Annotated in this window: 22 protein-coding genes; 7 read left to right on the top strand and 15 right to left on the bottom strand. The window is 64.8% G+C overall.

All coding sequences use genetic code 11. The annotated features are described in order from the left end of the window. Positions 1-13 precede the first annotated feature (13 nt). On the bottom strand, positions 14-2,335 hold the full coding sequence (locus tag G3N95_RS35350; RefSeq protein ID WP_205974725.1) for a TonB-dependent receptor: 2,322 nt from the start codon (positions 2,333-2,335) through the stop codon (positions 14-16). Positions 2,336-2,564: 229 nt separating this feature from the next. Between G3N95_RS35350 and G3N95_RS35345 the strand changes: the two genes are divergently transcribed. Continuing rightward, positions 2,565-3,671, top strand: coding sequence for an ATP-binding protein (locus G3N95_RS35345; protein ID WP_205974724.1), 1,107 nt, complete (start codon positions 2,565-2,567; stop codon positions 3,669-3,671). On the opposite strand, the gene G3N95_RS35340 is transcribed toward G3N95_RS35345, so the two are convergent. The 11 genes from G3N95_RS35340 to G3N95_RS35290 all read right to left on the bottom strand — a co-directional run bounded on the left by G3N95_RS35340 (position 3,614) and on the right by G3N95_RS35290 (position 14,177). Beyond that, complete coding sequence (locus G3N95_RS35340) at positions 3,614-4,327, bottom strand: response regulator transcription factor (protein ID WP_205974723.1); 714 nt, start codon at positions 4,325-4,327, stop codon at positions 3,614-3,616. The two genes, G3N95_RS35345 and G3N95_RS35340, sit on opposite strands and share 58 nt — an antisense overlap. After that, the gene (gene pqqE / locus G3N95_RS35335) at positions 4,324-5,541 is read right to left on the bottom strand and encodes a pyrroloquinoline quinone biosynthesis protein PqqE (protein WP_205974722.1); all 1,218 of its coding nucleotides are present in this window, start codon (positions 5,539-5,541) and stop codon (positions 4,324-4,326) included. The genes G3N95_RS35340 and pqqE overlap by 4 nt, the downstream gene beginning before the upstream one ends. A 4-nt stretch (positions 5,542-5,545) precedes the next feature. Further along, the gene (pqqD, locus tag G3N95_RS35330; protein WP_205974721.1) at positions 5,546-5,836 is read right to left on the bottom strand and encodes a pyrroloquinoline quinone biosynthesis peptide chaperone PqqD; all 291 of its coding nucleotides are present in this window, start codon (positions 5,834-5,836) and stop codon (positions 5,546-5,548) included. Then, the gene (pqqC, locus tag G3N95_RS35325) at positions 5,833-6,540 is read right to left on the bottom strand and encodes a pyrroloquinoline-quinone synthase PqqC (RefSeq protein WP_205974720.1); all 708 of its coding nucleotides are present in this window, start codon (positions 6,538-6,540) and stop codon (positions 5,833-5,835) included. The genes pqqD and pqqC overlap by 4 nt, the downstream gene beginning before the upstream one ends. Before the next feature lie 30 nt (positions 6,541-6,570). Continuing rightward, positions 6,571-7,491 (bottom strand): pyrroloquinoline quinone biosynthesis protein PqqB, encoded by a 921-nt coding sequence (gene pqqB / locus G3N95_RS35320; RefSeq protein WP_205974719.1) that lies wholly within the window; start codon positions 7,489-7,491, stop codon positions 6,571-6,573. 70 nt (positions 7,492-7,561) lie between these two features. Continuing rightward, entirely contained in the window at positions 7,562-8,128 is a 567-nt protein-coding gene (locus G3N95_RS35315; RefSeq protein WP_205974718.1) for a cytochrome b, read from the bottom strand. Between the two features lie 40 nt (positions 8,129-8,168). Next, positions 8,169-9,032, bottom strand: a complete 864-nt coding sequence (locus G3N95_RS35310; protein WP_205974717.1) for a formylmethanofuran dehydrogenase subunit C — start codon at positions 9,030-9,032, stop codon at positions 8,169-8,171. Further along, positions 9,029-9,988, bottom strand: coding sequence for a formylmethanofuran--tetrahydromethanopterin N-formyltransferase (gene fhcD, locus G3N95_RS35305; RefSeq protein WP_205974716.1), 960 nt, complete (start codon positions 9,986-9,988; stop codon positions 9,029-9,031). Before fhcD ends, G3N95_RS35310 begins: the two co-directional genes overlap by 4 nt. Positions 9,989-9,999: 11 nt before the next feature. Next, positions 10,000-11,700 (bottom strand): formylmethanofuran dehydrogenase subunit A, encoded by a 1,701-nt coding sequence (locus G3N95_RS35300; RefSeq protein WP_205974715.1) that lies wholly within the window; start codon positions 11,698-11,700, stop codon positions 10,000-10,002. Continuing rightward, the gene (locus tag G3N95_RS35295; protein ID WP_205974714.1) at positions 11,697-13,106 is read right to left on the bottom strand and encodes a formylmethanofuran dehydrogenase; all 1,410 of its coding nucleotides are present in this window, start codon (positions 13,104-13,106) and stop codon (positions 11,697-11,699) included. Before G3N95_RS35295 ends, G3N95_RS35300 begins: the two co-directional genes overlap by 4 nt. 291 nt (positions 13,107-13,397) lie before the next feature. After that, positions 13,398-14,177 (bottom strand): HisA/HisF-related TIM barrel protein, encoded by a 780-nt coding sequence (locus G3N95_RS35290; RefSeq protein ID WP_205974713.1) that lies wholly within the window; start codon positions 14,175-14,177, stop codon positions 13,398-13,400. A 16-nt stretch (positions 14,178-14,193) separates the two neighbouring features. Between G3N95_RS35290 and G3N95_RS35285 the strand changes: the two genes are divergently transcribed. The 3 genes from G3N95_RS35285 to G3N95_RS35275 all read left to right on the top strand — a co-directional run bounded on the left by G3N95_RS35285 (position 14,194) and on the right by G3N95_RS35275 (position 17,116). After that, positions 14,194-15,267, top strand: a complete 1,074-nt coding sequence (locus G3N95_RS35285; RefSeq protein WP_205974712.1) for an ATP-grasp domain-containing protein — start codon at positions 14,194-14,196, stop codon at positions 15,265-15,267. Beyond that, complete coding sequence (locus tag G3N95_RS35280) at positions 15,264-16,346, top strand: hydantoinase/oxoprolinase family protein (protein WP_241019137.1); 1,083 nt, start codon at positions 15,264-15,266, stop codon at positions 16,344-16,346. Before G3N95_RS35285 ends, G3N95_RS35280 begins: the two co-directional genes overlap by 4 nt. A 179-nt stretch (positions 16,347-16,525) precedes the next feature. After that, positions 16,526-17,116: an aspartate kinase gene (locus tag G3N95_RS35275; RefSeq protein WP_205974710.1), complete on the top strand. Its 591-nt coding sequence runs from the start codon at positions 16,526-16,528 to the stop codon at positions 17,114-17,116. A gap of 33 nt (positions 17,117-17,149) precedes the next feature. Here G3N95_RS35275 and G3N95_RS35270 read toward each other — a convergent pair whose 3' ends face one another. From G3N95_RS35270 to pqqA, 3 genes are all read right to left on the bottom strand, one after another. Next, a complete protein-coding gene (locus G3N95_RS35270; protein ID WP_205974709.1) occupies positions 17,150-17,848 on the bottom strand; it encodes a (5-formylfuran-3-yl)methyl phosphate synthase in 699 nt (232 codons plus the stop codon). Between the two features lie 24 nt (positions 17,849-17,872). Next, on the bottom strand, positions 17,873-18,478 hold the full coding sequence (locus G3N95_RS35265; protein WP_205974766.1) for a DUF447 domain-containing protein: 606 nt from the start codon (positions 18,476-18,478) through the stop codon (positions 17,873-17,875). Positions 18,479-19,331: 853 nt separating this feature from the next. Next, on the bottom strand, positions 19,332-19,406 hold the full coding sequence (pqqA, locus tag G3N95_RS35260; RefSeq protein ID WP_007576927.1) for a pyrroloquinoline quinone precursor peptide PqqA: 75 nt from the start codon (positions 19,404-19,406) through the stop codon (positions 19,332-19,334). Between the two features lie 405 nt (positions 19,407-19,811). Between pqqA and G3N95_RS35255 the strand changes: the two genes are divergently transcribed. Genes G3N95_RS35255 through cbbX form a run of 3 tightly spaced genes read left to right on the top strand, consistent with a single transcriptional unit; the run spans position 19,812 to position 22,798 of the window. Beyond that, the gene (locus G3N95_RS35255) at positions 19,812-21,305 is read left to right on the top strand and encodes a form I ribulose bisphosphate carboxylase large subunit (protein ID WP_205974708.1); all 1,494 of its coding nucleotides are present in this window, start codon (positions 19,812-19,814) and stop codon (positions 21,303-21,305) included. Between the two features lie 46 nt (positions 21,306-21,351). After that, positions 21,352-21,753 carry a ribulose bisphosphate carboxylase small subunit gene (locus G3N95_RS35250; RefSeq protein ID WP_205974707.1) on the top strand — a complete coding sequence of 134 codons (402 nt, stop codon included), beginning with the start codon at positions 21,352-21,354 and terminating at the stop codon, positions 21,751-21,753. Between the two features lie 55 nt (positions 21,754-21,808). Then, positions 21,809-22,798 (top strand): CbbX protein, encoded by a 990-nt coding sequence (gene cbbX / locus G3N95_RS35245; RefSeq protein WP_205974706.1) that lies wholly within the window; start codon positions 21,809-21,811, stop codon positions 22,796-22,798. Positions 22,799-22,853 lie beyond the last annotated feature (55 nt).

The following is a 22,853-nucleotide window of genomic DNA, read 5'->3' as shown; positions in this document are numbered from 1 at the left end:
GTCGCCGTGCATCTCACTTCCACGCATACCTCAAGCCGACCCACACGCCGCGCGGCGCACCGATGCCAAGAAACTGCTCGTTGGTGACGCCCGTCGGATCGAACGTGTGGTTCGGTCCGTTGAAGAAGTTTTGGCCGAGAATCGCGAAGTTCGCATAGTGCTTGTTCAGCAGATTCTTGACGGTCGCGAACACCTGAAGCTGCTTCGTCACGTTGTACGTCGTATCGAGATCGATCAGAAAGTAGCCGGCCACCGTGCCGTTGACGTCCTGATTGTTCTCGTCGCCGCGCGCGAAAATGCTGCCGCGATACGTGAGGTTCGTCCCGATGTTCCATGCCGCGATCGGCGTGTAGTCGATGCGCAGCTTCACCGTGTTCTGCGGAATGCCGGGAATGCGGTCGCCGGAATGCACGGTAATGTTGCCGTTCGCGTCCGCGCTCGAATTGCTCGCGCTGCTCTCAGTCCAGGTCGACTGATAGGTCGCGTCGACATAGCTATAGCTCGCGCTCACGCCCACCTTGCCGTACTTCGTGCGGCCCGCCAGTTCGAAGCCCTGGCGGCGCGTCTTGCCGACGTTCTGAAAATACCCGAGCGTGCTGGCCGCGCCATTGCTGCTGACGAACTGGATGTCGTCGTCGAGCGTCGTGCGATACACCGCCGCGCTCCATGTCGTGCTGCTGCCGAGCCGTCCACGCGCGCCGACTTCGAAGGTCTTCGAAATGACGGGTTGAAGGGCAGGGTCCGCGATGAAGTCGTTCGGCAGCGAGCAGGGCGCGGCGGGGTCTGCGCACGCGAGTTCGATCGATGTCGGCGAGCGCATCCCTTCGTTGTAGGTCGCGTAAGCGGTGAAGGTTTCGGTCGGATTCCAGTTGATGCCGACGGCAGGATTGAAGCGCGAAAACACATGGCGTCCGTCGAGCAGCGGCTGCACGCCGCTCTCGTCGCCGATCGTCGCGCGCGACCAGTTGTAGCGGCCCGCCAGCGTCATCGCCCACTCTTCGTTGAACGAGAAGGTATCCGTGAAATAGATGCCGTAGGTTTCGTTGCGCGTCTTCGCGTCCGTGGTCTGCTCGTACGGACCCGTACCGACGGTCGCACGCGTGTCGGTGAACGTCGCGTCCTGCGACGACTGCGTGAAGTGCGTGTTCGCGAGATCGGCGGCGACGCCCAGCGTCAATTCATTGCGCTTGCCGAACAGATTCTGCAACAGCGACAGTTGCAGACTGCCGCCATAACTCTCCGTAAAGACCGTCGATTGCACGTTGGTGGCGGGCGCGGCGTCGTCGTCTTCCAGGATATCGTCGTTGACGTTGCTGCTGACGTTCTCGTTGCGATAGTGGCGATAGTAGAGCGTGCCGCTCAGCTGCACATTGGGCGTGAAGTAATGCTCGCCGGCAATCGTCAGATAGCCGACCGTGTTGTTGTTCTGATCGGGAAACGTGTACGCCTGCTTGCGGTTGTCGAGAAACGAACGCGGGATCGTCTGCGAGCCGTCGAGTGTGTTGTCTGCCGCGCCCGCGGAAAACGACAGCGTGTTATCGGCATCGTGATAGCGCAGTTTGCCGAATGCCTGGCGCAGACGGCTGCCGTTGTGATCGGCCCAGCCGTCGTCATTGCTCAGATTGCCGGTGAAGTAGTAGTCGAGGTTGTTGCCGATCGCGCCGCCTTGCTGGATCTGTGCGGTCTTGCGTCCGAACGAGCCGCCGCTGATCTCCGCTTCGCCGCCGGGCGAATTGCTGCCGTTCTTGGTCGCGATGGCGATCGCGCCGCCCAGCGTGTTGAGGCCGAAGGTCGGATTCGAGCCGGGAATCAGCTGGATCGTATCGATGGCAGCGGGCGGTATCAGGTCCCAGTTGACGACGTCGCCGAACGGCTCGTTGATGCGCACGCCGTCCATGAACACCGACAGTCCTTGCGGCGTGCCGAGCAGCGGCGAGGCGGTAAAGCCGCGGTAATTGATGTCGATCTGCGAAGGGTTGCCTTGCGCGTCGTTGATATCGACGCTTTGCAGATTGCTCGCGAAGTAGTCGGTGAGCGTATTCGGATGCTGCTGGTCGATTTCGCGGCCGCGTATCGTCTGCACGTTCGCGGGCACCAGTTCGATCGCGGTGCCGATGCCGACCAGCGGCGTCGTACCGATCACGACGATCGACGGCATCTCGGCGGGCTCGGTGCTGTTCTGCGCGGTCTGCTGCACTTCGGCGGAAGGTGTCGCCGCGTCCTGCGACCACGCGGCAGTACACAGGCTGGCCAATGCACTGCTGAACACCAGTTGAAATGCGCCCTTGCGAGCACGCAGACGGACGCGCCGCGTTCGGCGCCGCGAGGGTTTCATCGTTGTCGTCTCCAGCAGGTTGTTTTAGCCTTGTATCGGCGGCACGCACGAGCTGCGCATGAAAGCCTCGTGTTGCCTGACCGTTGCTTGCAGAGTCGCATAGGAAAGGCGCGTGATGCCCGGGAAGCTTTCCCGATTCTTTCGGGAGCCCTTCCCAAACCGGGGAAATACCGTGCAAAAAGCGCCTGCTGCGTGAGTAGAATGAGTCACCGCTATCATCGATACGCTCATGCCCGAAGCTCTTTCTTCAGCCGGACCGGCGCACCGCGAGCCGGAGCAGCGGCAGGCAGCAGACAGTCGCACGGATGCGGCTGACGCGGCAGAATCACCGCGCACGCCGCAGATCGCGACGCATGCAAAAGAGTCGCGCTCGGTTGCATGGCGCGACTTCCTGTGCGTCGTCGTGCTGACGGTGATCGTCGGCGTGCTGTGCTCGGTGTTCGACGTGAGCGAGCTGGCGTATCGCTGGAGCCGTCGCGCGGAACGTTATCAACTCGACGAACTGCCCGTCACACTGTTCGTGCTCGCGGCGGGCCTTGCGTGGTTCGCATGGCGGCGCTATCGGGAATCGCACAAGGAGTTGTTGCGCCGCCGCGCGGCGGAACAGGAAGCCGCCCGGCTTCTCGCCGAGAACCGGCGGCTCGCGAGCCAGGTCATCGAAGCACAGGAAGCCGAGCGCCGTCATCTCGCACGCGAACTGCACGATGAACTGGGGCAATACCTGAATGCGATCGCACTCGACGCCGCGCGTATTCGCGATCTGTCGAATGACAGCGGCGAGATTCACCGCGCGTCGCTGGCCGTGATGCAAAGCGCGGGCTTCGTGTATCGGCAGATCGGCGGGATGATCCGCAAACTGCGGCCCATCGGCCTCGACGAACTGGGCCTGCCGAGCGCGCTCGAACATTGCGTGGACGGGTGGCGCGAAAGGCTGCCTGAAGCGTCGTTCAAGCTCACCATCGACGGCGACTTCGACGGTTTTTCCGACGCACTCAACATCACGCTCTATCGTCTCGTGCAGGAAGCGCTGACGAACATATCGAAGTTCGCGCGCGAGGCGAGCGTCGAAATCTATCTGGTGAGAGCGCCCGCCGGCAGCGAACGCAGCGGCGAGATCGTCGTGACCGTCGCCGACGACGGTCCGGGTCTCGACCTGTCGAAGCCGCGCGCGGGTTTAGGGCTGATCGGCATGCGCGAGCGCGTCGAAGCGCTGGGCGGCGAGTTTCATGTGGCAAGCGAGCCGGGGCGCGGCTTGTTGCTATGCGCGCGCGTGCCGGCTCAGCCCGGACTGCCCGAGCCGAGTGCGTCCATCGGCCCCGAACCGAAAAGCTCGTGAGGCGTGGCCAGTTCCGAGAATTGAAGTCCCAGCCGCTGTGCAATCTGCACGAGTTGCACGCCATTGTTCGCGCCGAACTTCTGCCGGATCGCCGACTGATGATTCGCAATCGTCTTCTGGCTCAGGCCGAGCCGTTCGGCGATCACGGGCAGCGTAAAGCCCTGCACGAGCAGACGCAGCACTTCGAATTCGCGCGCTGACAGCTGACGTCCGGGCGGACCTTCGCTGAACATCGTCCGCAATGCGAGCGCGTGCGAAACATCCGCGCTCAGATAGCGTACGCGACGTGCAACAGCGCGCACTGCTTCGACGAGCACATCGGGCGCGCTCGCCTTCGTCACATAGCCGGAGGCGCCGGCATCGAATGCGCGCCGCACGAAGAGCGTTTCTTCATGCACGCTGAAAATCAGCACACGCGCTTCGGGTTCGCGGGCAAGCATGCGCCGCATTGCTTCGATGCCGCTCGCGCCGGGCAGCGCGAGATCCATCACGACGACATCCGGCTGCAATGCGCAGAAGCGCTGGTAAGCCTGCGTCGCGTCGGCCGCCTCGCCCGCCACGCGTACATCGGGACTGAGTTCGAGCAGCCTCCGGTAGCCTTCGCGCACGACGGCATGATCGTCGACGAGGAGCACGGAAATAGCGGGCGTCGTCATGATTGCGTTCCCTCGTTGTGGGGCGTCGCAGCAGGCTCGCGCGCACTCGCCGTGAGGCGTCGCGAGTTCGCGTCGTTGCGGAACGTGACGGGCTGCTCGTCGGGCGCAAGCGTGGCCGAACGGTTCGCAGCCTCGCGCACGACACGCACGACCTGCTCATGATGCGCAGACTTGTCGCAGACAGGGTCGGCATTGGCTGCGTCCTGCGTCAGCAGATATGCCTGGCAGCGGCAGCCGCCGAGGTCTTTGGTCTTTTCTTCGCAACTGCGGCACGGCTCCTTCATCCACTCGAAGCCGCGAAAACGGTTGAACGCGTCGCTGTCGAACCAGATGTGTTCGAGCGGCGTGTCCTTCACGTTCGGAAACGTGAGACCGGGCAGCGAGCGCGCCGAATGACAGGGCAGTGCGGCGCCGTCGGGCGCGATGCCGAGAAACACCGAGCCCCAGCCGTTCATGCACCGCTTGGGCCGCGTTTCGAAGTAGTCGGGCACGACGAAGAAGATCTTGCAGCGGTTGCCGATCTCCTTGCGATAACGCTCGACCACCGCCTCCGCTTCGCGCAGCTGTTCGGCCGTCGGCATCAGTTGCGCGCGGTTCGTGTGCGCCCAGCCGTAGTATTGCGTGTTCGCGAGTTCCAGATACTCGGCGCCCATCGCCAGCGCCATGTCGATGATCTTGTCGACGTGCGGCAGGTTGTAGCGATGCAGCACGCAGTTCAGCACCATCGGAAAACCATGCGCCTTGATCGAACGGGCGACGCGGTTCTTCAGGTCGAACGTGCGCGTACTGCTGAGGAAGTCGTTGAGTTCCTGCGTCGAGTCCTGAAACGACAGTTGAATGTGATCGAGCCCGTTGGCCTTGAGCGTGTCGAGCCGTGCCTCCGTCAAACCGACACCCGACGTGATCAGGTTCGTATAGAAGCCGAGCCGGTGCGCCTCGGCGACAAGCTCTTCGAGATCGTCTCGCATCAACGGCTCGCCGCCCGAAAAGCCAAGTTGCGCGGCGCCTAGCTTGCGCGCCTGCTGCAACACATCGATCCATTGCGCGGTGCTCAGTTCGTCGCGATGGTCGGTGTAGTTGACCGGGTTGTAGCAGAACGCGCAATGCAGCGGGCAACGGTACGTGAGTTCGGCGAGCAGCCACAACGGCGGCCCCACGCTGCTGCGCGATGCCTGCTGCGCGTGCTCCTGCGACGGTGTCGAGAGATCGGTCATGCTGTCACTCCAGCCAGCCACGCGAGCGCGCGTGGTCGACGAATGCTTCGACTTCCGGTGCGAGCCCCTTCGCGTTGAAGGTCTGCTCGAGTTCGGCGATCAGCGTCGGCAGATCGCGCGTGCCGTCGCAACGCAACAGGATTTGCGCGGCGCTCTGGTTCAGCTTCACCATGCCTTCGGGATACAGCAGCACATGCGCATCCTGTGCCGGTTCCCATTGCAGGCGGAACAGGGGGCTCAGTTTCGGGCCGCGTTTGTCGTTGCCTTGCGCGGTGTCGTTGGTCGGCGTGTTCATGCTGGGAAGGCCTTCTCGATGGCGTCGAGCATCGTCCACAGAATGTCGAGCTTGAATTGCAGAATATCGAGCGCGCGCTCCTGCTGTTCGCGCGTGCGGAAATGATCGAGCGTCACGGCGAGCCCGTGTTCGACGTCGCGTTGCGCAAGGGAAATGCGCGAACGGAAATACGCGAGCCCTTCGGGCTTGATCCAGGGATAGTGCTCGGGCCACGTGGAGAGCCGGTCTTTATGGATCTGCGGCGCGAAGATCTCCGTCAGCGACGAGCATACGGCTTCCTGCCATGGCGCGCGCCGCGCAAAGTTCACGTATGCATCGACGGCGAAGCGCACGCCCGGCACCACATGTTCGAGCGACCACAGTTCATCGCGCGACAGACCGACTGCATCGCCGAGCCGCGCCCATGTTTCGATGCCGCCTTCGTCTTCGCCGTAACCGTCGTGATCGAGTATGCGCAGCACCCAACGGCGACGCGTGTCGCGGTCAGGACAGTTCGACAGCACCGCGGCATCCTTCAGCGGGATGTTGATCTGATAGTAGAAGCGGTTCGCGACCCAACCGCGAATCTGCTCGCGCGAGCATCCGCCGCTGTTCATCTTCACGTTGAACGGATGGTGGATGTGGTATGCCTGTCCCTTCGCGCGCAATTGCGCTTCGAATTCCTCGCGGGTCCATGCCGCTCCGCTGTCGCCTTTGACACTCATCGATCGATTCTCCGCAAATACACAGTGGGCTTACAGTTCGAACAGCATGCCGTCATGCGCGACTTCGATGCCGTGCTGCGCCAGCGTGCGGCGCTCGGGACCGTCGTCGATCAGGATCGGGTTCGTGTTGTTGATATGTATTAGCACCTTTCGCTGATTCGGCCTATCGAGCGAATCCAGCACGTCGATCATGCCGCCCGGACCTGTTTGCGCGAGATGGCCCATGTCGGCGGCTGTTTTCTTCGACAGGCCGAGTGCGATCATCTCGTCACTCGTCCATACCGTGCCGTCGACGAGCAGCAGGTCGGCGCTGCGCATCGCGTCGCGGATATGCGGCTCGAGCACGCCGAGGCCGGGTGCATAGAACACACGCTTGCCCGAAGCAGGCGCGGAGATCAGCAGACCGATGTTGTCGCCGCGCTGCGGGGCCGCGCGATGCGGCGAGTAGGGCGGCGCCTTGCTCGACAGCGGCAGCGCCTCGACGCGCACGCCCGGCAACGCGGCGATCTCCGACGGACCCGCATCGAGGTCGATGGTGTGACGCTCCACGCCGCAGTAGTGCGACAGGACCGAGACGATCGGGAAACCGGTCGACAGATCCTGCCAGACGGCGTCCGTTGCATGGAGCGGCAGCGGCGCGCTGTTTTCGCGCAGCATCAGCAGGCCCGTCACGTGATCGATCTGCGCATCCATCAGCAGCACGGCGGCGATGCCCGTGTCGCGCGCGTGACGCGCGGGCTGCATTTCCGGGTTCGCGGCGATCTGCGCGAGGATGTCGGGCGAGGCATTCACGAGCAGCCACGCAATGCCGTCGACGCTCACGGCAATGGAAGACTGTGTGCGCCGCTGCGCCGCGATCGTGCCTTTGCGCACGCCGTCGCAGTTGCGGCAGTTGCAGTTCCATTGCGGAAACCCGCCACCCGCCGATGAACCGAGCACCTTGACCTTCATCGTCCCTTTGCTCCCGAAAGAACCTGCAAAAGTGCCTGTGAAACAGGCTTCGATTGATGAACGCTGCGCATTACGGCAGCATCCTGCGCAACAGTCCGTCGCGGTCGATCAACTGATGCTTGAGCGCGCCCGCAACGTGCAACGCGATCATCGCAATGAAGATCCATGCGACGACCTCATGAATGGTGAACCAGAAATGACGCAGCTCCTTGTCGTCCCAGCCCCACTTCGGCAGCAGCATGCCCCAGAAGCGCGTGCCGTATGTGTTGAACGACGAGCCCAGATAGCCCGTCACCGGCATGGCGATCATTGCAGCGTATAAAAGAACCTGCGTAGCGCTCGCGGCGGCGCGTTGCCACGCTCGCATCGGCGGCAACGGCGGCCTGCCGGATACCATAAGAACTCCGATGCGGATCAGCACAAGCAGGAAAACCGTCAAGCCAAGCGACTTGTGAAAGTTGATCAGCGCGGCCTTGAACGGCAGGCCGCGCGGCAGTCCGACCATATACAGGCCGATGGCGAGCAGCGCGATGATGCATACCGCAATCAGCCAGTGCAGCACGATCAGCGCCATCGGGAAGCGCTCCGGTGTCGCTTTTCCGCGCTGCGCGATATCGGTCGAGCGTGTCGCGTTCATGTCGTTCCCTCGGTCATTCGCGGCGGTTGCATCGTTCGCATCATTCGACGAGCAACAACTCGCCGCGTCCATCGACGGCAAGATCTCCCGCGTAACGCTGCGGCACCTTATGCGCATCGAGCGCGGCGAAGGGCGCGAGGCGCTGCGCGATCGCGGTGGACACGGAAGCGGCGGCGCCGCATTCGGCCGCGAGCGCCCGCGCGAACAGCGACCAGAACACCTCGAAGCCGCGGCCGCCCGTCGTGAACGTGGGTGGAACGCGCTCCGGCCGTTGCAGCAGCAACAGCGTGCCGCGCCGCATGCCATAACCATAGTGCGCGCCCAGGCGACCCGCAATGCCGATCGTCCCGGCTACGAGCCGCGACGCCGCGTAATCGCCCGCATTGCCGCCGATCAGCACGGTGCCGCGCCGCATCCGGTCGCCGAGCCGCTCGCCCGCGTTGCCCGCGACGATCAACGTCCCGCCCGTCATGCCTTCCATGTCGCCGGGCAGCGCGCTCGCGATGAAGTCGCCGCTGTTGCCCGCGATGAAGAGCGCTCCGCCGCGCATCTCGCAACCCGTAAACTGGCCCGCATCGCCCGTTATTTCCAGCTTGCCGCCCGTCATGCGCCAGCCCGCGTAATCGCCTGCGGAACCTTCGATGCGCAAATGGCCCGCATCCAGTTGCGCGCCGAGCCGGTCCAGCCAATGCGCGTCACCTTCGATCACGACGTGCGCGTCGTTGTCATCCGCAGCGAGGGCGAGGTCGAACAGATCGCCGAGCGCGTACGCGTCGTTACCGGCGGATAGCATCACACGCGCCATCTCTCCTTCCGACAGTGCGTGCAACGCGGACGGCAACAACGATGAACCGTCGACACGAAAGCCGGGTGCGTGCTTGACGCGCAATGTGATCGTGCTCATGCCGTCCCGCCTTCCGCTGCGCCCGTTTTGCGCTGCACAAGGTTCGCGGCGAGTTCGCGCAGCTTGAAATGGTAGGGCCCGAGCTTGCCGCCATAGTTCCCGGCGGAAATGCGCACCACACCGCTGCCGGGCACGCATGCCGCCTCGATGCCCGCCGTCATCGCCGCGCCGACGTCGGCGTCCGTCAGACCGTCGATCACGATTTCCAGCACGCAGCCGGTTTGCGCATCGAGTTCGCTGCGATGCGACAGGCCCGTGAGCGTCGGGCAAAACGCGTCGTTGGTCGACGCGACGGCGCCCTTGTATTTCGAGCCGATTTTCGATCCCGAGCGCACCACGCCGCCCGGAAACGGCGTGATCACATTGGCGAGCCGGTGCATCGCGGCGACGGCGGCTTCGGCGCCTGCGAGCGCGCTGTCCAGATCGCGCGCGAGCAGCAGCAGGTTGCCGCCGCCGACGGCCTTCACCGTCTGCACCGATTCTTCGCAGACGAACTCGCCGTCCATCACGGGCACGCGCCAGTAGCGCACGCCGCCCAGTACTTTCGAAATCTGCCAGCCATCGCCGAAAAAGCGCAGCGAGCCGCCAAGCGGCGCCACATCGGACAGCGGCGAGCGCGTCGTCGCGGGATCGATGCCGTTGTAGACGGCCGTGGTCGGGCACGTCAGCACGCATTGCCCGACGCGCCGCACGATCTGCTTCGCCAGTTCCTTCGACGACACCGCGAACATCAGCACCGAAATGCCGGGGCGGCCGTCGGGTGTCGCGTCGGCGGCGATCTCGTGCTCGATGCCTGCCTCGCAGCCGCAATCGATCACCGAGGTCGCGAAGCCCGTCAGCGAATCCGCCGCGGCACGCGCCCAGCGCGGCGTGTGCGCGGTGATGACGAGGCGCGTCGCCTTCATCGGGAAGGCTTCCGCGAACGTGTCGTCGATCAGGGTGTCGTGGATCTGCATGCGCGTCTGCCTCAGGTCCTCGCGAGGCACGCGACGGGCAACAGCCGTCCGCCGCGGCAGCACGCGCAGATTTCGTCGTCGCTGATCGCAGCGTGCGCGAAGTTGCTGGCCAGACTCGTTTCGCTGTACTGGCGCAGCGTCTTTTCGATGTCCTTGTCGTAGTCGGGCGAGACGAAGTGGATGCCGCCCGTCGGCGTCGACACGAGGTTGCCGTCGCGTGCGACCAGTTGGCCGTCCTTGAACACGTAGGCGGGCGACGTGAACATCCGCTCGCGGTCGGCGTCGTCGCGATACACGGCGATGTCGGCGGCCGCGCCTGCCGCCAGATGCCCGCGATCGTTCAGGCCGAGCAGCCGCGCCGGGCCCGCGCGCGTGATGACCGCAATGTCGTATAGCGAGAACTCGCGCGTGAGGTCGGGCAGCGCGCTCGCGACCTTCGCTTCCGGATGCAGGCGGTCGAGCTGTTCGTCGCGAAACGGTTTGTCCATCAAGAGGCGGATCAGATGCGGATAGCTCGTGAAGGGGCCGCCGTTCGGATGATCGGTGGTCATCGATACGCGCCACGGGTCGTTCACCAGCAGGAAGATTTCGAGCCCGATGATCCATTGCAGCGCATTCACGTAGCTCTGCTCGCGATAGCGGAACGGCACGACGCCGCAGCCCGCATCGCATTCGATATCGCCGACGATCCACTTGTGCGGCCTCGCCAGCGGCGCGTTTTTGAACTGCATCATCGTGTCGCCGGAAGCCGTCACCGTCTGACCGAAGATGATCTGTCCCACGTCGATCGAAACATTGGCGCGAGCATTCACGGCATCGGCGATCGCACGCGCACCCGACGAAAACTTGCGCGGACCTTCCGTGCCGTAGCTATGAAACTGGATGTGCGTGAGATGGATGGGCAGGCCGTCGGCGGCATCCATCGTTGCGATCGTCGATTCGATATTGCCCGGTACGCCGAGATTGCTCGCATGCACGTGCAACGGATGCGGCACGCGCAGTTCCGTCAATGCGCGCGTCAGCGTGCGCAACACATCGCGCGGCGTGATGCCGTAGTGCGCGTGCGCTTCGTCGACATCGAGCGAACGCTGGTTGAACTTGAACGCCGAGATGCCGCCGGGGTTCACCACCTTCACGCCGAGCGCGCGGCTTGCGTGCATCGTCCAGCCCACATAATCGCGCACGCGTTCGAAGTCGTCCTTTGCGGCGAGCATCTGCAACAGCAGTTCGTCGTTGCCGAGCATCACGTAGGCGCCGTGGTCGATGATCGGCGTGTCGCCCATTTCCAGATGCGCGTGGCGCGCGTTCGACGCGATCATCGCCGGTTCGAATGCCGCCGTGTAGCCCATTTCCGCGTAACGGTAGCCGGTGGCGAGCGTGCCCGGCGTGCAGACGCCGCACGACGGCATGCGCAGATAGCGGCCTCGTTCGTCCTGCACGGCTTCGTATGCAGCGTCGCGTGGCCGGTCGTCGCGATGGTCTTCGGGCAGCAGCAGACGCGACAGGTTGGTCTTGCCGCCGCCGATGTGCGAGTGCAGATCGATGCCGCCCGCCATCACGACCATGCCTTGCGCGTCGTAGTCGTGATCGACGGCGCCGTCGGCGGGTGCGTCGACGATGCGGCCGTCGCGGATATACAGGTCGCGCTGGATGCCGTCGACGCCGTTAGCGGGATCGTAGATGCGTCCGCCGTGAAGCCGCGCGATGCTCATGCCGGCCTCCGCGTCAACGCGGCGCGCGCGGCGCGGCCGGCGGCAAGATGATCGACGAGTTGCGCGGCGATCGATGCAACGCTCGGCAGCGCAACGTGCCGCGCCGCATGCAGCGGCACGACCACCGATGCATCGACGCGAAACAGATGGCCGTCGCTGTCGATGCCCGGCGTCGCAACGGGAATGAACACGGTCTTCGCGTTGCGTGGCTGCGTATTGGGCGACGTAATCGCCGATGCAAGCGCCGATGCAAGCGCCGGCGTGCCGAGCACGATCGCGGGCGTATCGGCGGCGAGTGCGGCGGGCAGCGGATGCGGATCGAAGCTCGCGATCCACAGCAGCGCATCGGCTTCGCGCGCGGCGAGCAGGCGCTCAGTGCGATAGCGATACGGATCGTGGTCGAGCGGCGGCGTGCCGGGCGGCCGGTCGGGCGTCGACACGCGCGTGCGCAGCGGAAACCCCGACAGCCACGTCACCGTCTGATTGACGCTCAACGCGCCGTCCGCGCCGCCGAGCGTCAACACGCCCGCGCGATTCGTGCGGTTGATGGCCTTGACGATCCGGTGCAGTGCTTCGATCAGCAGCGCCGCGTGCGGTTGCGGAAGTGCAGCGGGCTCGATCACGAACGCGGTGTAGCGCGCCGCGACGATACGTTCCATCAGCGACGCGAGCGCCGTCGCGATACCCGAACCGTTTTCGAGCGATTCCGGCTTGCGGCCCTCCGCGATCGCCGACCAGAACGCGAGCACGTCGTGCGGCGAAGCATCGGCGAGCATCGATTCCGCGCAGGTGTCGGCAGCGGGATCCAGTGCGCAACAGACGAAGCGGATCTCGCGCTGCGTCGAGGTGCCGCTCGCGATGCGCTCGTAGAAGCGTGGATGGCGCGCGGCCGGCTCGCAGCCGAACACGACGAGCAGATCGGCGCGCGAGCGTACTTCGGACAAGGTCGTGAAGAACGCGCCGCGATCTTGCAGCGCGAGCGTCGCGGCGCTCAGCGCGTCGCCGTGCATCGAATCGAGCGTCGCGCCGCAGCCGGCGGCAAGCTCGTAGAGTGCGCGGGCACCCGCGATGTCCGTTCCGCATCCGCCGAACAAGGGCCGCCGTGCCTGCATGAGTATGGCGGAGGCTTCTTCGAGTGCGTCTTCGAGCGAGACGGGGGAGCCGTCGATGGAAGGCGCGCAGACGTTGTCGCTGCCGTCGTAACGCGCGAGCGCAGCGGCGAGGCGCGCGCATTGGGTCGCCGGTGCGGCGAGCGACTGATCGTCCGAAAGATGGGCGTCGATGTCGTCGCACAACAGCGGGCAGAAGGGGCACGTCCAGTCGTGGGTCGCCGAAACGGATGGCAACGGTCCGCTGGCGGCCGAAGTCGCGTTGGCATTCGTTATGGGGGGCGTGGGCTCATGCATGAGAACCCGTCCAGCAAGGTCCGTGCCGATATTGCCCGCTGCTTGCGGGAAGCTGGCGTGGTCGCCGCTTCATGTATTTCGAGGAGAAGACTCCGACCGATGCCACGTTGTGCCGAACGTGGACACATCGAACGCCTGATCACGGCGAACCGTGCGACAGGCAGCGCGCAGCACAGTATGTGCTCCGCGCTGCAACAGTGTGTCACTTGAGGACAGTGCGCTGCCCAGTGAGCATGGGAGCCGCGCCGTTGCTGCAACGCGGACCGCGTGGCATGGATATTGTTTCGCGGATCACGCCGTAGTGTCGGAGCGTGTCGCGTGCTTTGCTTGTGCGGGTCCGAGTCTGCCGTCGTGAAGCGCCGATGCGACGAGCCACGCATGTGCGCCGCTGCGTGCCGCGGCATCGAGATCGCCGCGATGACGGATGCCGCCTGCGCCGATCGTCATGCGCTGGCCCGCCTGGGCGTGGACGTGGCCGAACGTGTCGAGATCGGGGCCGGCATCGGCGCCGACCTGATCGAGCGTCATCACGATCACCCGCGACGGCCACGATGCGGGCGAGCGCAGCGCATCGGCGAGGTCGGGTGCGGCGATCAGCTGACCGTGGCGATGGTCGAGCGACAGGATGGGCGTGTAGCCGGCTGCTTCGGCTTCGCGCAACGCGTCGAGCGAATGAAGCGACTCGGAGCCGAACACGGGCACGATGCGCGCGTTCGACGCGGCTTGCTTCGGCGCGGCGTTGTCGGCGGAGGCGATGCGTTCGAGATGCGCGAGCATCGACGGGAAATCGGCGAAGCCTGCGTCGAGCCAGATTTCGAACGGTCGCGCGCGATCTGACGACGCAGCCAGCGCGGCAAGCGTCGACGGGTCGGCGTCGCACGACATGATCGCGCCCAGGTCGGCGACGTACAGCGCGGAGGCTGCCGTTGCGGCAATGAGCGCGCGGGCGACGTCGAGCGGTTCGCTCGTCGCGCACAACGAAGACTGGATGGGCCGATAGTTCGCGCGGTCGCCGCGTATGGCGCGCACCGCGTGACCGTCGAGCAGATCGAGAACCGGGATCACCTGCATGCGGAGACGTTCCTTGATGAAGCTCTGGGTTTATGAGTATCTCACCGGCGGTGGCATCGACGCGCAACTGGCCGGCAGCAGCAGTCTCGCCGATCTGAGCGCACTCGTGGTGGAAGGGCGTGTGATGCGCGACGCGATCGTCGGCGATCTGCGGCAGCTCGACGGCGTGCAGGTGAGTTTCGCGAGTTCGCGCTTCGAGCAGGTCGCGCAAGACGTGCCGCATGGCCGCGCGAAGCCGGGGGAGTCGATGCTGGAATTCGTGTCGCGGGCTTCGCGCGAACACGATTTTGCGTGGATCGTCGCGCCCGAGTGCGACGGCCTGATGCTCGATCTCGCCGATGCCGTGGGCCCGGCGCGCTGGATCGGCTGCACGAAAGAGGCGATCGCGCTCGCATCGAGCAAGCGCGCGACGGCGGCGCGGCTCGCCGCGCGCGGCATCGACGTGACACCCGCGCTCGAACCCGCGCAGATCGAGCCGGGCAACGGCACGCATACGCAGGGGCGCTGGGTCGTCAAGCCGGACGACGGCGCGGGCGGTCTCGATACCTTCGTCTTCGACGATGCCGGCGCCGCCCGCGCCGAATACGCTGCGCGTTGCTCGGCGCAGCGCGAAACCGTGCTGCAGGCGTGGGTGGAAGGCGAGCCGCTGAGCCTGTCGCTGATCTGCAATGACGCGGGCGCGACGCTCGTCAGCATCAACCGGCAGAGGATCGAGGTGGCCGCCCCCGCGACGGGCCATGCGGGCCGGGTCGTCGGCTTCGAGGGCGTGGATATCGACCGCATCGCTCGCGATAGCGCGCAAGGCCGTACCCTCGATGCGCTGGCGCGGCAGGTCGCGGCGTCGTTGCCGGGCTTGCGCGGTTTTGTCGGCATCGATGTCGTGTGGAATCCTGAGCGCGGTCCCGTCGTGATCGAAGTGAATCCGCGTGCGACGGTCGCCTATGCAGGCCTGTCCGCGAGGCTCGGCCGCAATCTGGCTGTGGATGTGCTCGCGGCGCACGGTCTGCAGGTTTCGCCGCGAGCGCATGAAGCTGCTTCCGACGGCGGCTCCGCGCACGCGAGATTGTCTGCATGCGGAACGGCATCATGAGCGCGCCCGCGGTGTTCGGCTGGGACGTCGGCGGCGCGCATGTGAAGGTGTCGCGGGTGGATGCAGCGGGCGTCGTCGACGATATCGCGCAATGGGCGTGTCCGTTGTGGCAGGGACTCGACCATCTGCATCGCGCAATCGACGCCGCGTGCACGCGCTGGCCCGATGCCTGCGATGTGCGTTCGCGTCACGCGATCACGATGACGGGCGAAATGGTCGATCTGTTCGCGGATCGCGAGCACGGCGTGCAGGCGCTCGTCGATGTGCTCGCCGGACGGCTCGGCGCGGATACCGCGTTTTTCGCGGGCGCGTCCGGCTGGCTCGATGCCGCGCAGAGCGTCGCGCAATGGCGCGCGGTGGCGTCGGCGAACTGGCTCGCGACGGCGCAGCTAGTCGCCGCGCGCATGCGCGATTGCGTGCTGATCGATATCGGCAGCACAACGACGGATATCGTGCCCATCGTCGACGCGCGCGTCGCGGCGCGTGGCGACAGCGATGCGTCGCGGCTCGTGACGGGCGAACTCGCGTATCACGGCGTCGTACGCACGCCGTTGTGCGGCATCGCGCATCGGATCGTGTTTCGCGACGAAACGGCGAGCGTGATGAACGAATGGTTCGCGACGAGCGCCGATATTTATCGCGTGACGGGCGAGCTGTGGGCGCCGCACGACCAGCACCCGAGCGCCGACAACGGCCCGAAGACGGTCGCGGCAAGCTGCGCGAGGCTCGCGAGGACGATCGGCCGCGATGCCGCTGACGCGACGGAAGACGAATGGCGTGCGTTCGCTCACGCATGGCGCAACGCGCAATTGCGCGCGATCGCTGCGAGCGTCGAGCAGGTATGGGCAGCGCATCCGTCGCTGGCGGGCGCGCCCGTCGTGGGCGCGGGCTGCGGACGGTTTCTGGCGGCGGCGCTGGCTGAGGCGCACGCGCGCGACTACGTCGACTTCGGCACGTTCGTGCAGACGGCGGCGGACGCGCCGCGCGATGCCGCCGAATGGATCGCGACGTGCGCGCCCAGCGTGGCCGTCGCATGGTTGATGATGGGGCGGGGGCAACAACAACAGCGGGCGGCTTGAGCGGGCGTGCAGCGAGGCCGCGAATGCACGCGACGCAGGACCATCGACGCGCGCGCTATCGACCGTGCAGACTCGCGATGGCGTCAGGCGTCGCACACGATGCGTGACGAAGCCGCAGAAGCCGGGGCAATGGCTGGCGCGGCACGGCCGCGTCGTCGAACGAAAGCGAGGTAATCGACATGTGGGTGGTGAAGATCGGGGGCAGCCTGAGTCACGACCCGTCGCTGCGGGACTGGCTCACGCAGCTGTGGGAAGTCGGCGGCGGGCGCGTGGTGATCGTGCCGGGCGGCGGCGATTTTGCGGACAGCGTGCGGGCGTATCAACGGGAATGGCAATTCGACGATCTCGCGGCCCACAACATGTGTCTGCTCGCGATGACGCAGTACGCGCTAATGATGCAGGCCGTGCTGCCCGACCTCGTGCTCGCGACCAACGAAGACCTGATCCGGCGCGCGTTGCGCAAGGGCAAGGTCGCCGTGTGGATGCCCGTGTGCCTGATGCGCGTCACGCCCGACTCGATGACCAACTGGGACACGACGTCCGACAGTCTGGCCGCGTGGCTGTCGACGTCGCTGAATGCCGAGCGGTTGATGGTCGTGAAGTCGTGCCCTGTCGGCGCGAACGTGCCGCTCGTGACGCTCGCGTCGAGCGGGATCGTGGACGAGAGTTTCGTCCACTACGTGAAGGAGGCCAATTACGAAGTGGAGCTGTTCAGCAAGACGGATGTCGCGCTGGTGCGGGAGCGTTTGTTGAATGCATCGGCCGTGTGAGCGCGGCTGGACTGCATAAAGGGCTTTAGGTCTTCATGCGGCCGCGCCCGGCGCCGCGTGATGGAGCGCGTCCGCCCATTGCGTAACGCGGCGCGGATCGAGCCGCGAGGTGCGGCCGTGTTCGCATAGCGCGGTGCGAAAGCCGGCGACGTCGGGGGCGAGCGCACGGATGCCGTCGAGTTGCGTCCAGCCGAGCGAGCCCGCGATGCACGCCATCGCACCCGACGCGCGGATCGTCGCGATGTAGCGCGCGAGCGTCTGGCCGTCGATGCAGTCGAACAGCGTGCGTCCCGTCTTGCCTGCCGTGTCGAACACGATGCCGACGAATCTGAGCGACACGGCATGCTGGACGAGCGCCGCGTCGACGCCGTCGTCGCACAGCAGAACGGGCAGCACGGCGGCCTGCAAGCCGGCGATGCGCGTGAGGCACGCGCGCGCATGCGGGCCCGGCACGACGCCGACTTTCACGAAATCCACGCCTGTCTCGCCGACTTCCGTTGCGCGTGCCGCGATGGTGTCGATGGCGTCGGGCGGCAGATCGCCGATCGTCGCGCTGATGGGTTTGACGGGATGCCGCGAGCGCAGCGTGCGCGCGATGCGCCAGATGTTGTCGAGCGACACGCCGCCCAGCGCACCTTTGCGCGGTTCCTTCAGATCGATCAGGTCGGCGCCGGCGCCGGCGGCGTCGAGCGCTTCTTCGGCGGAACGGACGCTTGCGAGCAATGCGGTCATCGAATGCTCCGTGGAGGCAAGGGCTCAGGACGTGTGCGTGGCGTCGGTGCCGGGCGCCTTGTCGGCCGCTTCGCCTGTCGCGCGAAAATGGTCGACGGCTTGCGTGATCCAGTCCCACGCGACGCGTTCGTAGGGGCCTGCTGTTTTATCGATGGCGATTTGCAGATAGGCCATTTCGTGATCGATTTTCTCGGCGGGCAGCATGAAGAGCCGGCTCACGAGGATCGCGCCTTCGACGACGGCGGCCTGCGCGCGGTTGAAGCCGCCGAACGGCGCGTGTGTTTCCGTGTGCACGCAGCGCATGTGCAGAACGGGGCGTTGCGGATCGTCGGTGATGTGGTCGAGATGTAGCTCGCTGTGCGCGAGGGTTTGTGCGAGCCGCACGCTGCTTACTTTGGTTGCCGCGCAAGTTGGCCAGTCGCGTTGGGCTCCCGTTACGCAGCCGGCGAATATGCGCACGTCGGTCGTGAAGTTGATGATCGCGGCTCGCGTTGCCAGGATGTTGTCCAGCGTTCTGGACGGCTTGAAGGGGGCCAGGATCGCCAGGCCCTGTTCGAAGCGCACGCCCATCGGGGCTATATGTGGCGTACCGCCGGGGCTTGATGTGGTGATGATTGTTTCGTGAATCATCGTTGGGGTTTCCGTTACACGGGGTTGGGGGCACTGCTGCGGTGTGCCCTTTTTTGTGTTGGCATTTTTTACGCTGGCATCCGCGTTTTGCTTCTGGTTTGCTGGCGTTGCCCCTGTGCGGGGCGGCACCTACTTTTCTTTGCAGCGGCAAAGAAAAGTAGGCAAAAGAAAGCCGCTAACACCGCCAATCCTTCTCCCTGCCTGCGGGCCCCCAACGGGTCCCGCACTCCGCACGGCAACGCACTATTATCCGCCCGTTGCCAGCGCATTGAATAGGCACATCACCCGCCTCAGTCACCCGTAGCGCAGCCAACGGCAGCGAATCGTCACCGCCGCCCAGGTGGCAAACTGTGTGTAGGCGATCGCATCGCATGCGTCGGCGCTCCTACGACACCGATCCCGCTTTTCAGTCCGAAGCGCATCGCTTTCCAGTCCGAAGTGGTGCATTGACGTCGCGATCGCCTACACACAGTTTGCCACCTGGGCGGCGGTGGAGTGCTGTTAACGCAGTCCATGACGTGGGAGTGTGAAGCGGGTGATGCAAATCCAGGAGCGTTGGCAACGAGCAAGACTAGTTCGATGCCGCGTGGAGCGTAAGAACGGTTGGGGGCCCGCAGGCAAGGAGTAGGGTTAGCGGTGTTAGCGGCTTTCTTTTGCCTACTTTTCTTTGCCGCTGCAAAGAAAAGTAGGTGCCGCCCCGCACAGGGGCAACGCATGAATACCGACATGAAATCGCGGATGCCAGCAGCGAAAAAAACCACACCGCACCGAATATTGCGGCGCCGCAAAACACCAGAAAAGCCGCTCCGCGGAAGGGAAAAAACTGAAAACCCTCGCCGCGGAGCGGCGACTATCACCTCGTGGCGATATACATCGTGATTTCAAACCCGAAACGCATATCGGTGTAACCAGGGGTAGTCCACTGCATATTCGTCCTCCTTCGAGAGTGAGAAATAGCGGTCCCTTTGCGACGAGAAAAAAGCAAAAACCAGATCCCATCGCGCTCGGCCCATGTTGCCGATGCAACTGTCGTACCAGTCACCAGCAATACGCGAAAGACGCGTCCCTTCTGCGTCCCGTTCCACCTTACGCGTCTTACTGTCGCGGAACCGCAGCAAACTGTCCCACGAGCCGATCGGTCATTGTGGACGCAATTTGCATCATGTGCACGCGTCTTAACGGATCGTTTAAGCCTGCTGAAAAAAATCGTGAATTCACTTCACCCAATGCGCCGCCTACATTGAGCTCCATGGCCGGCGCTTTCCATCCACGCCGCCTTCCACCCAACAGCGTGCGCGCTTGACGGCGCCGCGATCCATGTCGAGGCAGCGTGATGAACGATTTCAGCAAGGAAGCCGTGAAGCCGGCCGATAGCGCCAAGCCGGAAAAGCGCTCGCGCTACGCAGCAGGTGTCATGAAGTATCGCGAGATGGGCTACTGGCAGCCGGACTACACGCCGAAAGACACCGACGTCATCGCTCTGTTCCGCATCACGCCGCAGCCAGGCGTCGAACCGGAAGAGGCAGCGGCCGCCGTCGCAGGCGAATCGTCGACGGCAACCTGGACGGTGGTCTGGACCGATCGCCTCACCGCTTGCGACATGTATCGCGCGAAAGCATTTCGCGTCGACCCCGTACCGAATTCCGCCGAAAGCGAGCCGCAGTACTTCGCGTTCATCGCGTATGAACTCGATCTCTTCGAGGAAGGCTCGGTGGCGAACCTCACGGCGTCCATCATCGGCAATGTGTTCGGCTTCAAACCGCTCAAGGCGCTGCGGCTCGAAGACATGCGCATTCCCGTCGCGTATCTGAAGACGTTTCAGGGGCCGCCGACCGGCATCATCGTCGAACGCGAACGGCTCGACAAATATGGCCGTCCGCTGCTCGGCGCGACCGTGAAGCCGAAGCTCGGGCTGTCGGGAAAGAACTATGGACGCGTCGTGTACGAAGGCCTCAGAGGCGGCCTCGATTTCCTGAAGGACGACGAAAACATCAATTCGCAGCCCTTCATGCACTGGCGCGACCGCTATCTGTTCGCGATGGAAGCCGTGCATCGCGCGCAGGCCGAAACGGGTGAAGTGAAGGGCCATTACCTGAACGTGACCGCAGGCACGATGGAGGACATGTACGAGCGCGCCGAATTCGCGAAGGAGCTCGGCTCGTGCATCGTGATGATCGATCTGGTCATCGGCTGGACGGCGATCACGTCGATGGGACGCTGGGCACGCAAGAACGACATGATCCTGCACCTGCATCGCGCGGGTCACGGCACGTACACGCGGCAGCGCAATCACGGCATCTCGTTTCGCGTGATCGCGAAGTGGCTGCGGATGGCAGGCGTCGATCATGCGCATGCGGGCACGGCCGTCGGCAAGCTCGACGGCGATCCACTCTCGGTGCAGGGCTATTACAACGTGCTGCGCGAATCGCACAACCCCGTCGATCTCACGCGCGGCATCTTCTTCGACCAGCATTGGGCAGGCTTGCGCAAGGTGATGCCCGTCGCGTCGGGCGGCATTCACGCGGGACAGATGCATCAGCTACTCGACCTGTTCGGCGACGACGCGATCCTGCAGTTCGGCGGCGGCACGATCGGACATCCGTCGGGGATTCAGGCGGGCGCGACGGCGAACCGCGTCGCGCTCGAAACGATGGTCAAGGCGCGCAACGAAGGCCGCGACATCGCGAACGAAGGCCCCGATCTGCTCGAAGCGGCGGCGCGTCATTGCACGCCCCTCAAGCAGGCACTCGATACATGGGGCGACGTCACCTTCAACTACACGCCGACCGATTCGCCCGATTTCGCCGTCACGCCGAGCGTGGCCTGAACAATCGACCATTCGACCGTCATTCACGAAGATTCTGGAGCCAGCCATGCGCATCACCCAGGGAACGTTTTCCTTTCTGCCCGAGTTGACCGACGACGAAATCCGCCTGCAGATCCAGTACGCGCTCGACCAGGGCTGGGCATGCTCGGTCGAATTCACCGACGACCCGCATCCGCGCAACACGTACTGGGAAATGTGGGGACTGCCGATGTTCGATCTGCGCGACGCAGCGGGCGTGATGATGGAAGTGACGCGCTGCCGGGAAGCGTATCCGCAGCACTACGTGAAGGTGAACGCATTCGATTCGGTGCGCGGCTTCGAAACGATGCGGCTCTCGTTCATCGTGAACCGGCCCGAGGTGGAACCGAAGCTCGTGCTGGGCCGTCAGGACGACCGCTCGCGCGTGCAGCGCTATTCGCTGACGACGGTGCACGCCGCGCCGCGCTAGCCGTCGAGAACCAGCATAGCCGGGCACAACAGAACACGAACAGGGAGACATCGTCATGAATGCCGTGATCACGGAGCCGTTGCAGCACACGCACGCGCGACAGCCCGCGCCCGACGCGCCGCAGCAGGTCGATCTGCTCGCGCTGTTTCGCGAGTCCGGCATTGCTGGCGTGCTCGACGAACTCGACCATGATCTCGTCGGTCTCGTGCCCGTGAAGACGCGCATCCGTGAAATCGCCGCTCAGTTGCTCGTCGGACGCGCGCGTGAAGCGCTCGGTATCGAGAGCGGTGCGCCGACGCTGCACATGTGCTTCAGCGGCAACCCCGGCACGGGCAAGACGACGGTCGCCATGCGCATGGCGGACGTGCTGTTCCGGCTCGGTTATATCCGCCGCAATCATCTTGTTTCGGTGACGCGCGACGATCTCGTCGGGCAGTACATCGGCCACACCGCGCCGAAAACGCGCGAAGTGCTCAAGCGTGCGATGGGCGGCGTGCTGTTCATCGACGAAGCGTATTACCTGTATCGCCCGGAAAACGAGCGCGATTACGGTCAGGAATCGATCGAAATCCTGCTGCAGACGATGGAGAACCAGCGCGACGATCTGGTCGTGATTCTCGCCGGCTACGCGTCGAAAATGGACACGTTCTTCCGCAGCAATCCGGGCTTCCGCTCGCGGATTGCGCACCATCTGTCATTTCCCGACTATGCCGCCGATGAGTTGCTGTTCATCGCCGAACGCATGCTCGAAACGATGCACTACCGGTTCGACGCCGACGCGCGCCGCGCTTTCGAGGACTACCTCGCGCGGCGGCTGCGTCAGCCGAACTTCGCGAACGCGCGCTCGGTGCGCAACGCGCTCGACCGCGCGCGCCTGCGCCAGGCCAATCGCCTGTTCGCGGATGCGCTGGGCGGCGGCGCGAGCGCCGATCCCGCCGCGCTGACGCTGCTGAGCGCCGCCGACATCCGCGCAAGCAGCGTGTTCTCCGAATCAGGCGGCGCCGCCACGCAAGCGGGCGCCGCGACAGAATTCCCCACTTCGTAGGAGAGCATCATGCGTCACGCAAACATCACGCTGACGAGGTTCCTCGCGGGCGACG

The sequence above is a fragment of the Paraburkholderia sp. Tr-20389 genome (assembly GCF_017104565.1).
Taxonomy (GTDB): domain Bacteria; phylum Pseudomonadota; class Gammaproteobacteria; order Burkholderiales; family Burkholderiaceae; genus Paraburkholderia.
Note: the sequence above shows the minus strand (reverse complement) of the source record. Positions and strands in the feature narration are given on the sequence as shown.

Bases quoted from the DNA above. Each gene is read 5' to 3' on its own strand.
- G3N95_RS35350 (WP_205974725.1), bottom strand. From the start codon at position 2,335: ATGAAACCCTCGCGGCGCCGAACGCGGCGCGTCCGTCTGCGTGCTCGC.
- G3N95_RS35345 (WP_205974724.1), top strand. From the start codon at position 2,565: ATGCCCGAAGCTCTTTCTTCAGCCGGACCGGCGCACCGCGAGCCGGAG.
- G3N95_RS35340 (WP_205974723.1), bottom strand. From the start codon at position 4,327: ATGACGACGCCCGCTATTTCCGTGCTCCTCGTCGACGATCATGCCGTC.
- pqqE (WP_205974722.1), bottom strand. From the start codon at position 5,541: ATGACCGATCTCTCGACACCGTCGCAGGAGCACGCGCAGCAGGCATCG.
- pqqD (WP_205974721.1), bottom strand. From the start codon at position 5,836: ATGAACACGCCGACCAACGACACCGCGCAAGGCAACGACAAACGCGGC.
- pqqC (WP_205974720.1), bottom strand. From the start codon at position 6,540: ATGAGTGTCAAAGGCGACAGCGGAGCGGCATGGACCCGCGAGGAATTC.
- pqqB (WP_205974719.1), bottom strand. From the start codon at position 7,491: ATGAAGGTCAAGGTGCTCGGTTCATCGGCGGGTGGCGGGTTTCCGCAA.
- G3N95_RS35315 (WP_205974718.1), bottom strand. From the start codon at position 8,128: ATGAACGCGACACGCTCGACCGATATCGCGCAGCGCGGAAAAGCGACA.
- G3N95_RS35310 (WP_205974717.1), bottom strand. From the start codon at position 9,032: ATGAGCACGATCACATTGCGCGTCAAGCACGCACCCGGCTTTCGTGTC.
- fhcD (WP_205974716.1), bottom strand. From the start codon at position 9,988: ATGCAGATCCACGACACCCTGATCGACGACACGTTCGCGGAAGCCTTC.
- G3N95_RS35300 (WP_205974715.1), bottom strand. From the start codon at position 11,700: ATGAGCATCGCGCGGCTTCACGGCGGACGCATCTACGATCCCGCTAAC.
- G3N95_RS35295 (WP_205974714.1), bottom strand. From the start codon at position 13,106: ATGCATGAGCCCACGCCCCCCATAACGAATGCCAACGCGACTTCGGCC.
- G3N95_RS35290 (WP_205974713.1), bottom strand. From the start codon at position 14,177: ATGCAGGTGATCCCGGTTCTCGATCTGCTCGACGGTCACGCGGTGCGC.
- G3N95_RS35285 (WP_205974712.1), top strand. From the start codon at position 14,194: ATGAAGCTCTGGGTTTATGAGTATCTCACCGGCGGTGGCATCGACGCG.
- G3N95_RS35280 (WP_241019137.1), top strand. From the start codon at position 15,264: ATGAGCGCGCCCGCGGTGTTCGGCTGGGACGTCGGCGGCGCGCATGTG.
- G3N95_RS35275 (WP_205974710.1), top strand. From the start codon at position 16,526: ATGTGGGTGGTGAAGATCGGGGGCAGCCTGAGTCACGACCCGTCGCTG.
- G3N95_RS35270 (WP_205974709.1), bottom strand. From the start codon at position 17,848: ATGACCGCATTGCTCGCAAGCGTCCGTTCCGCCGAAGAAGCGCTCGAC.
- G3N95_RS35265 (WP_205974766.1), bottom strand. From the start codon at position 18,478: ATGATTCACGAAACAATCATCACCACATCAAGCCCCGGCGGTACGCCA.
- G3N95_RS35255 (WP_205974708.1), top strand. From the start codon at position 19,812: ATGAACGATTTCAGCAAGGAAGCCGTGAAGCCGGCCGATAGCGCCAAG.
- G3N95_RS35250 (WP_205974707.1), top strand. From the start codon at position 21,352: ATGCGCATCACCCAGGGAACGTTTTCCTTTCTGCCCGAGTTGACCGAC.
- cbbX (WP_205974706.1), top strand. From the start codon at position 21,809: ATGAATGCCGTGATCACGGAGCCGTTGCAGCACACGCACGCGCGACAG.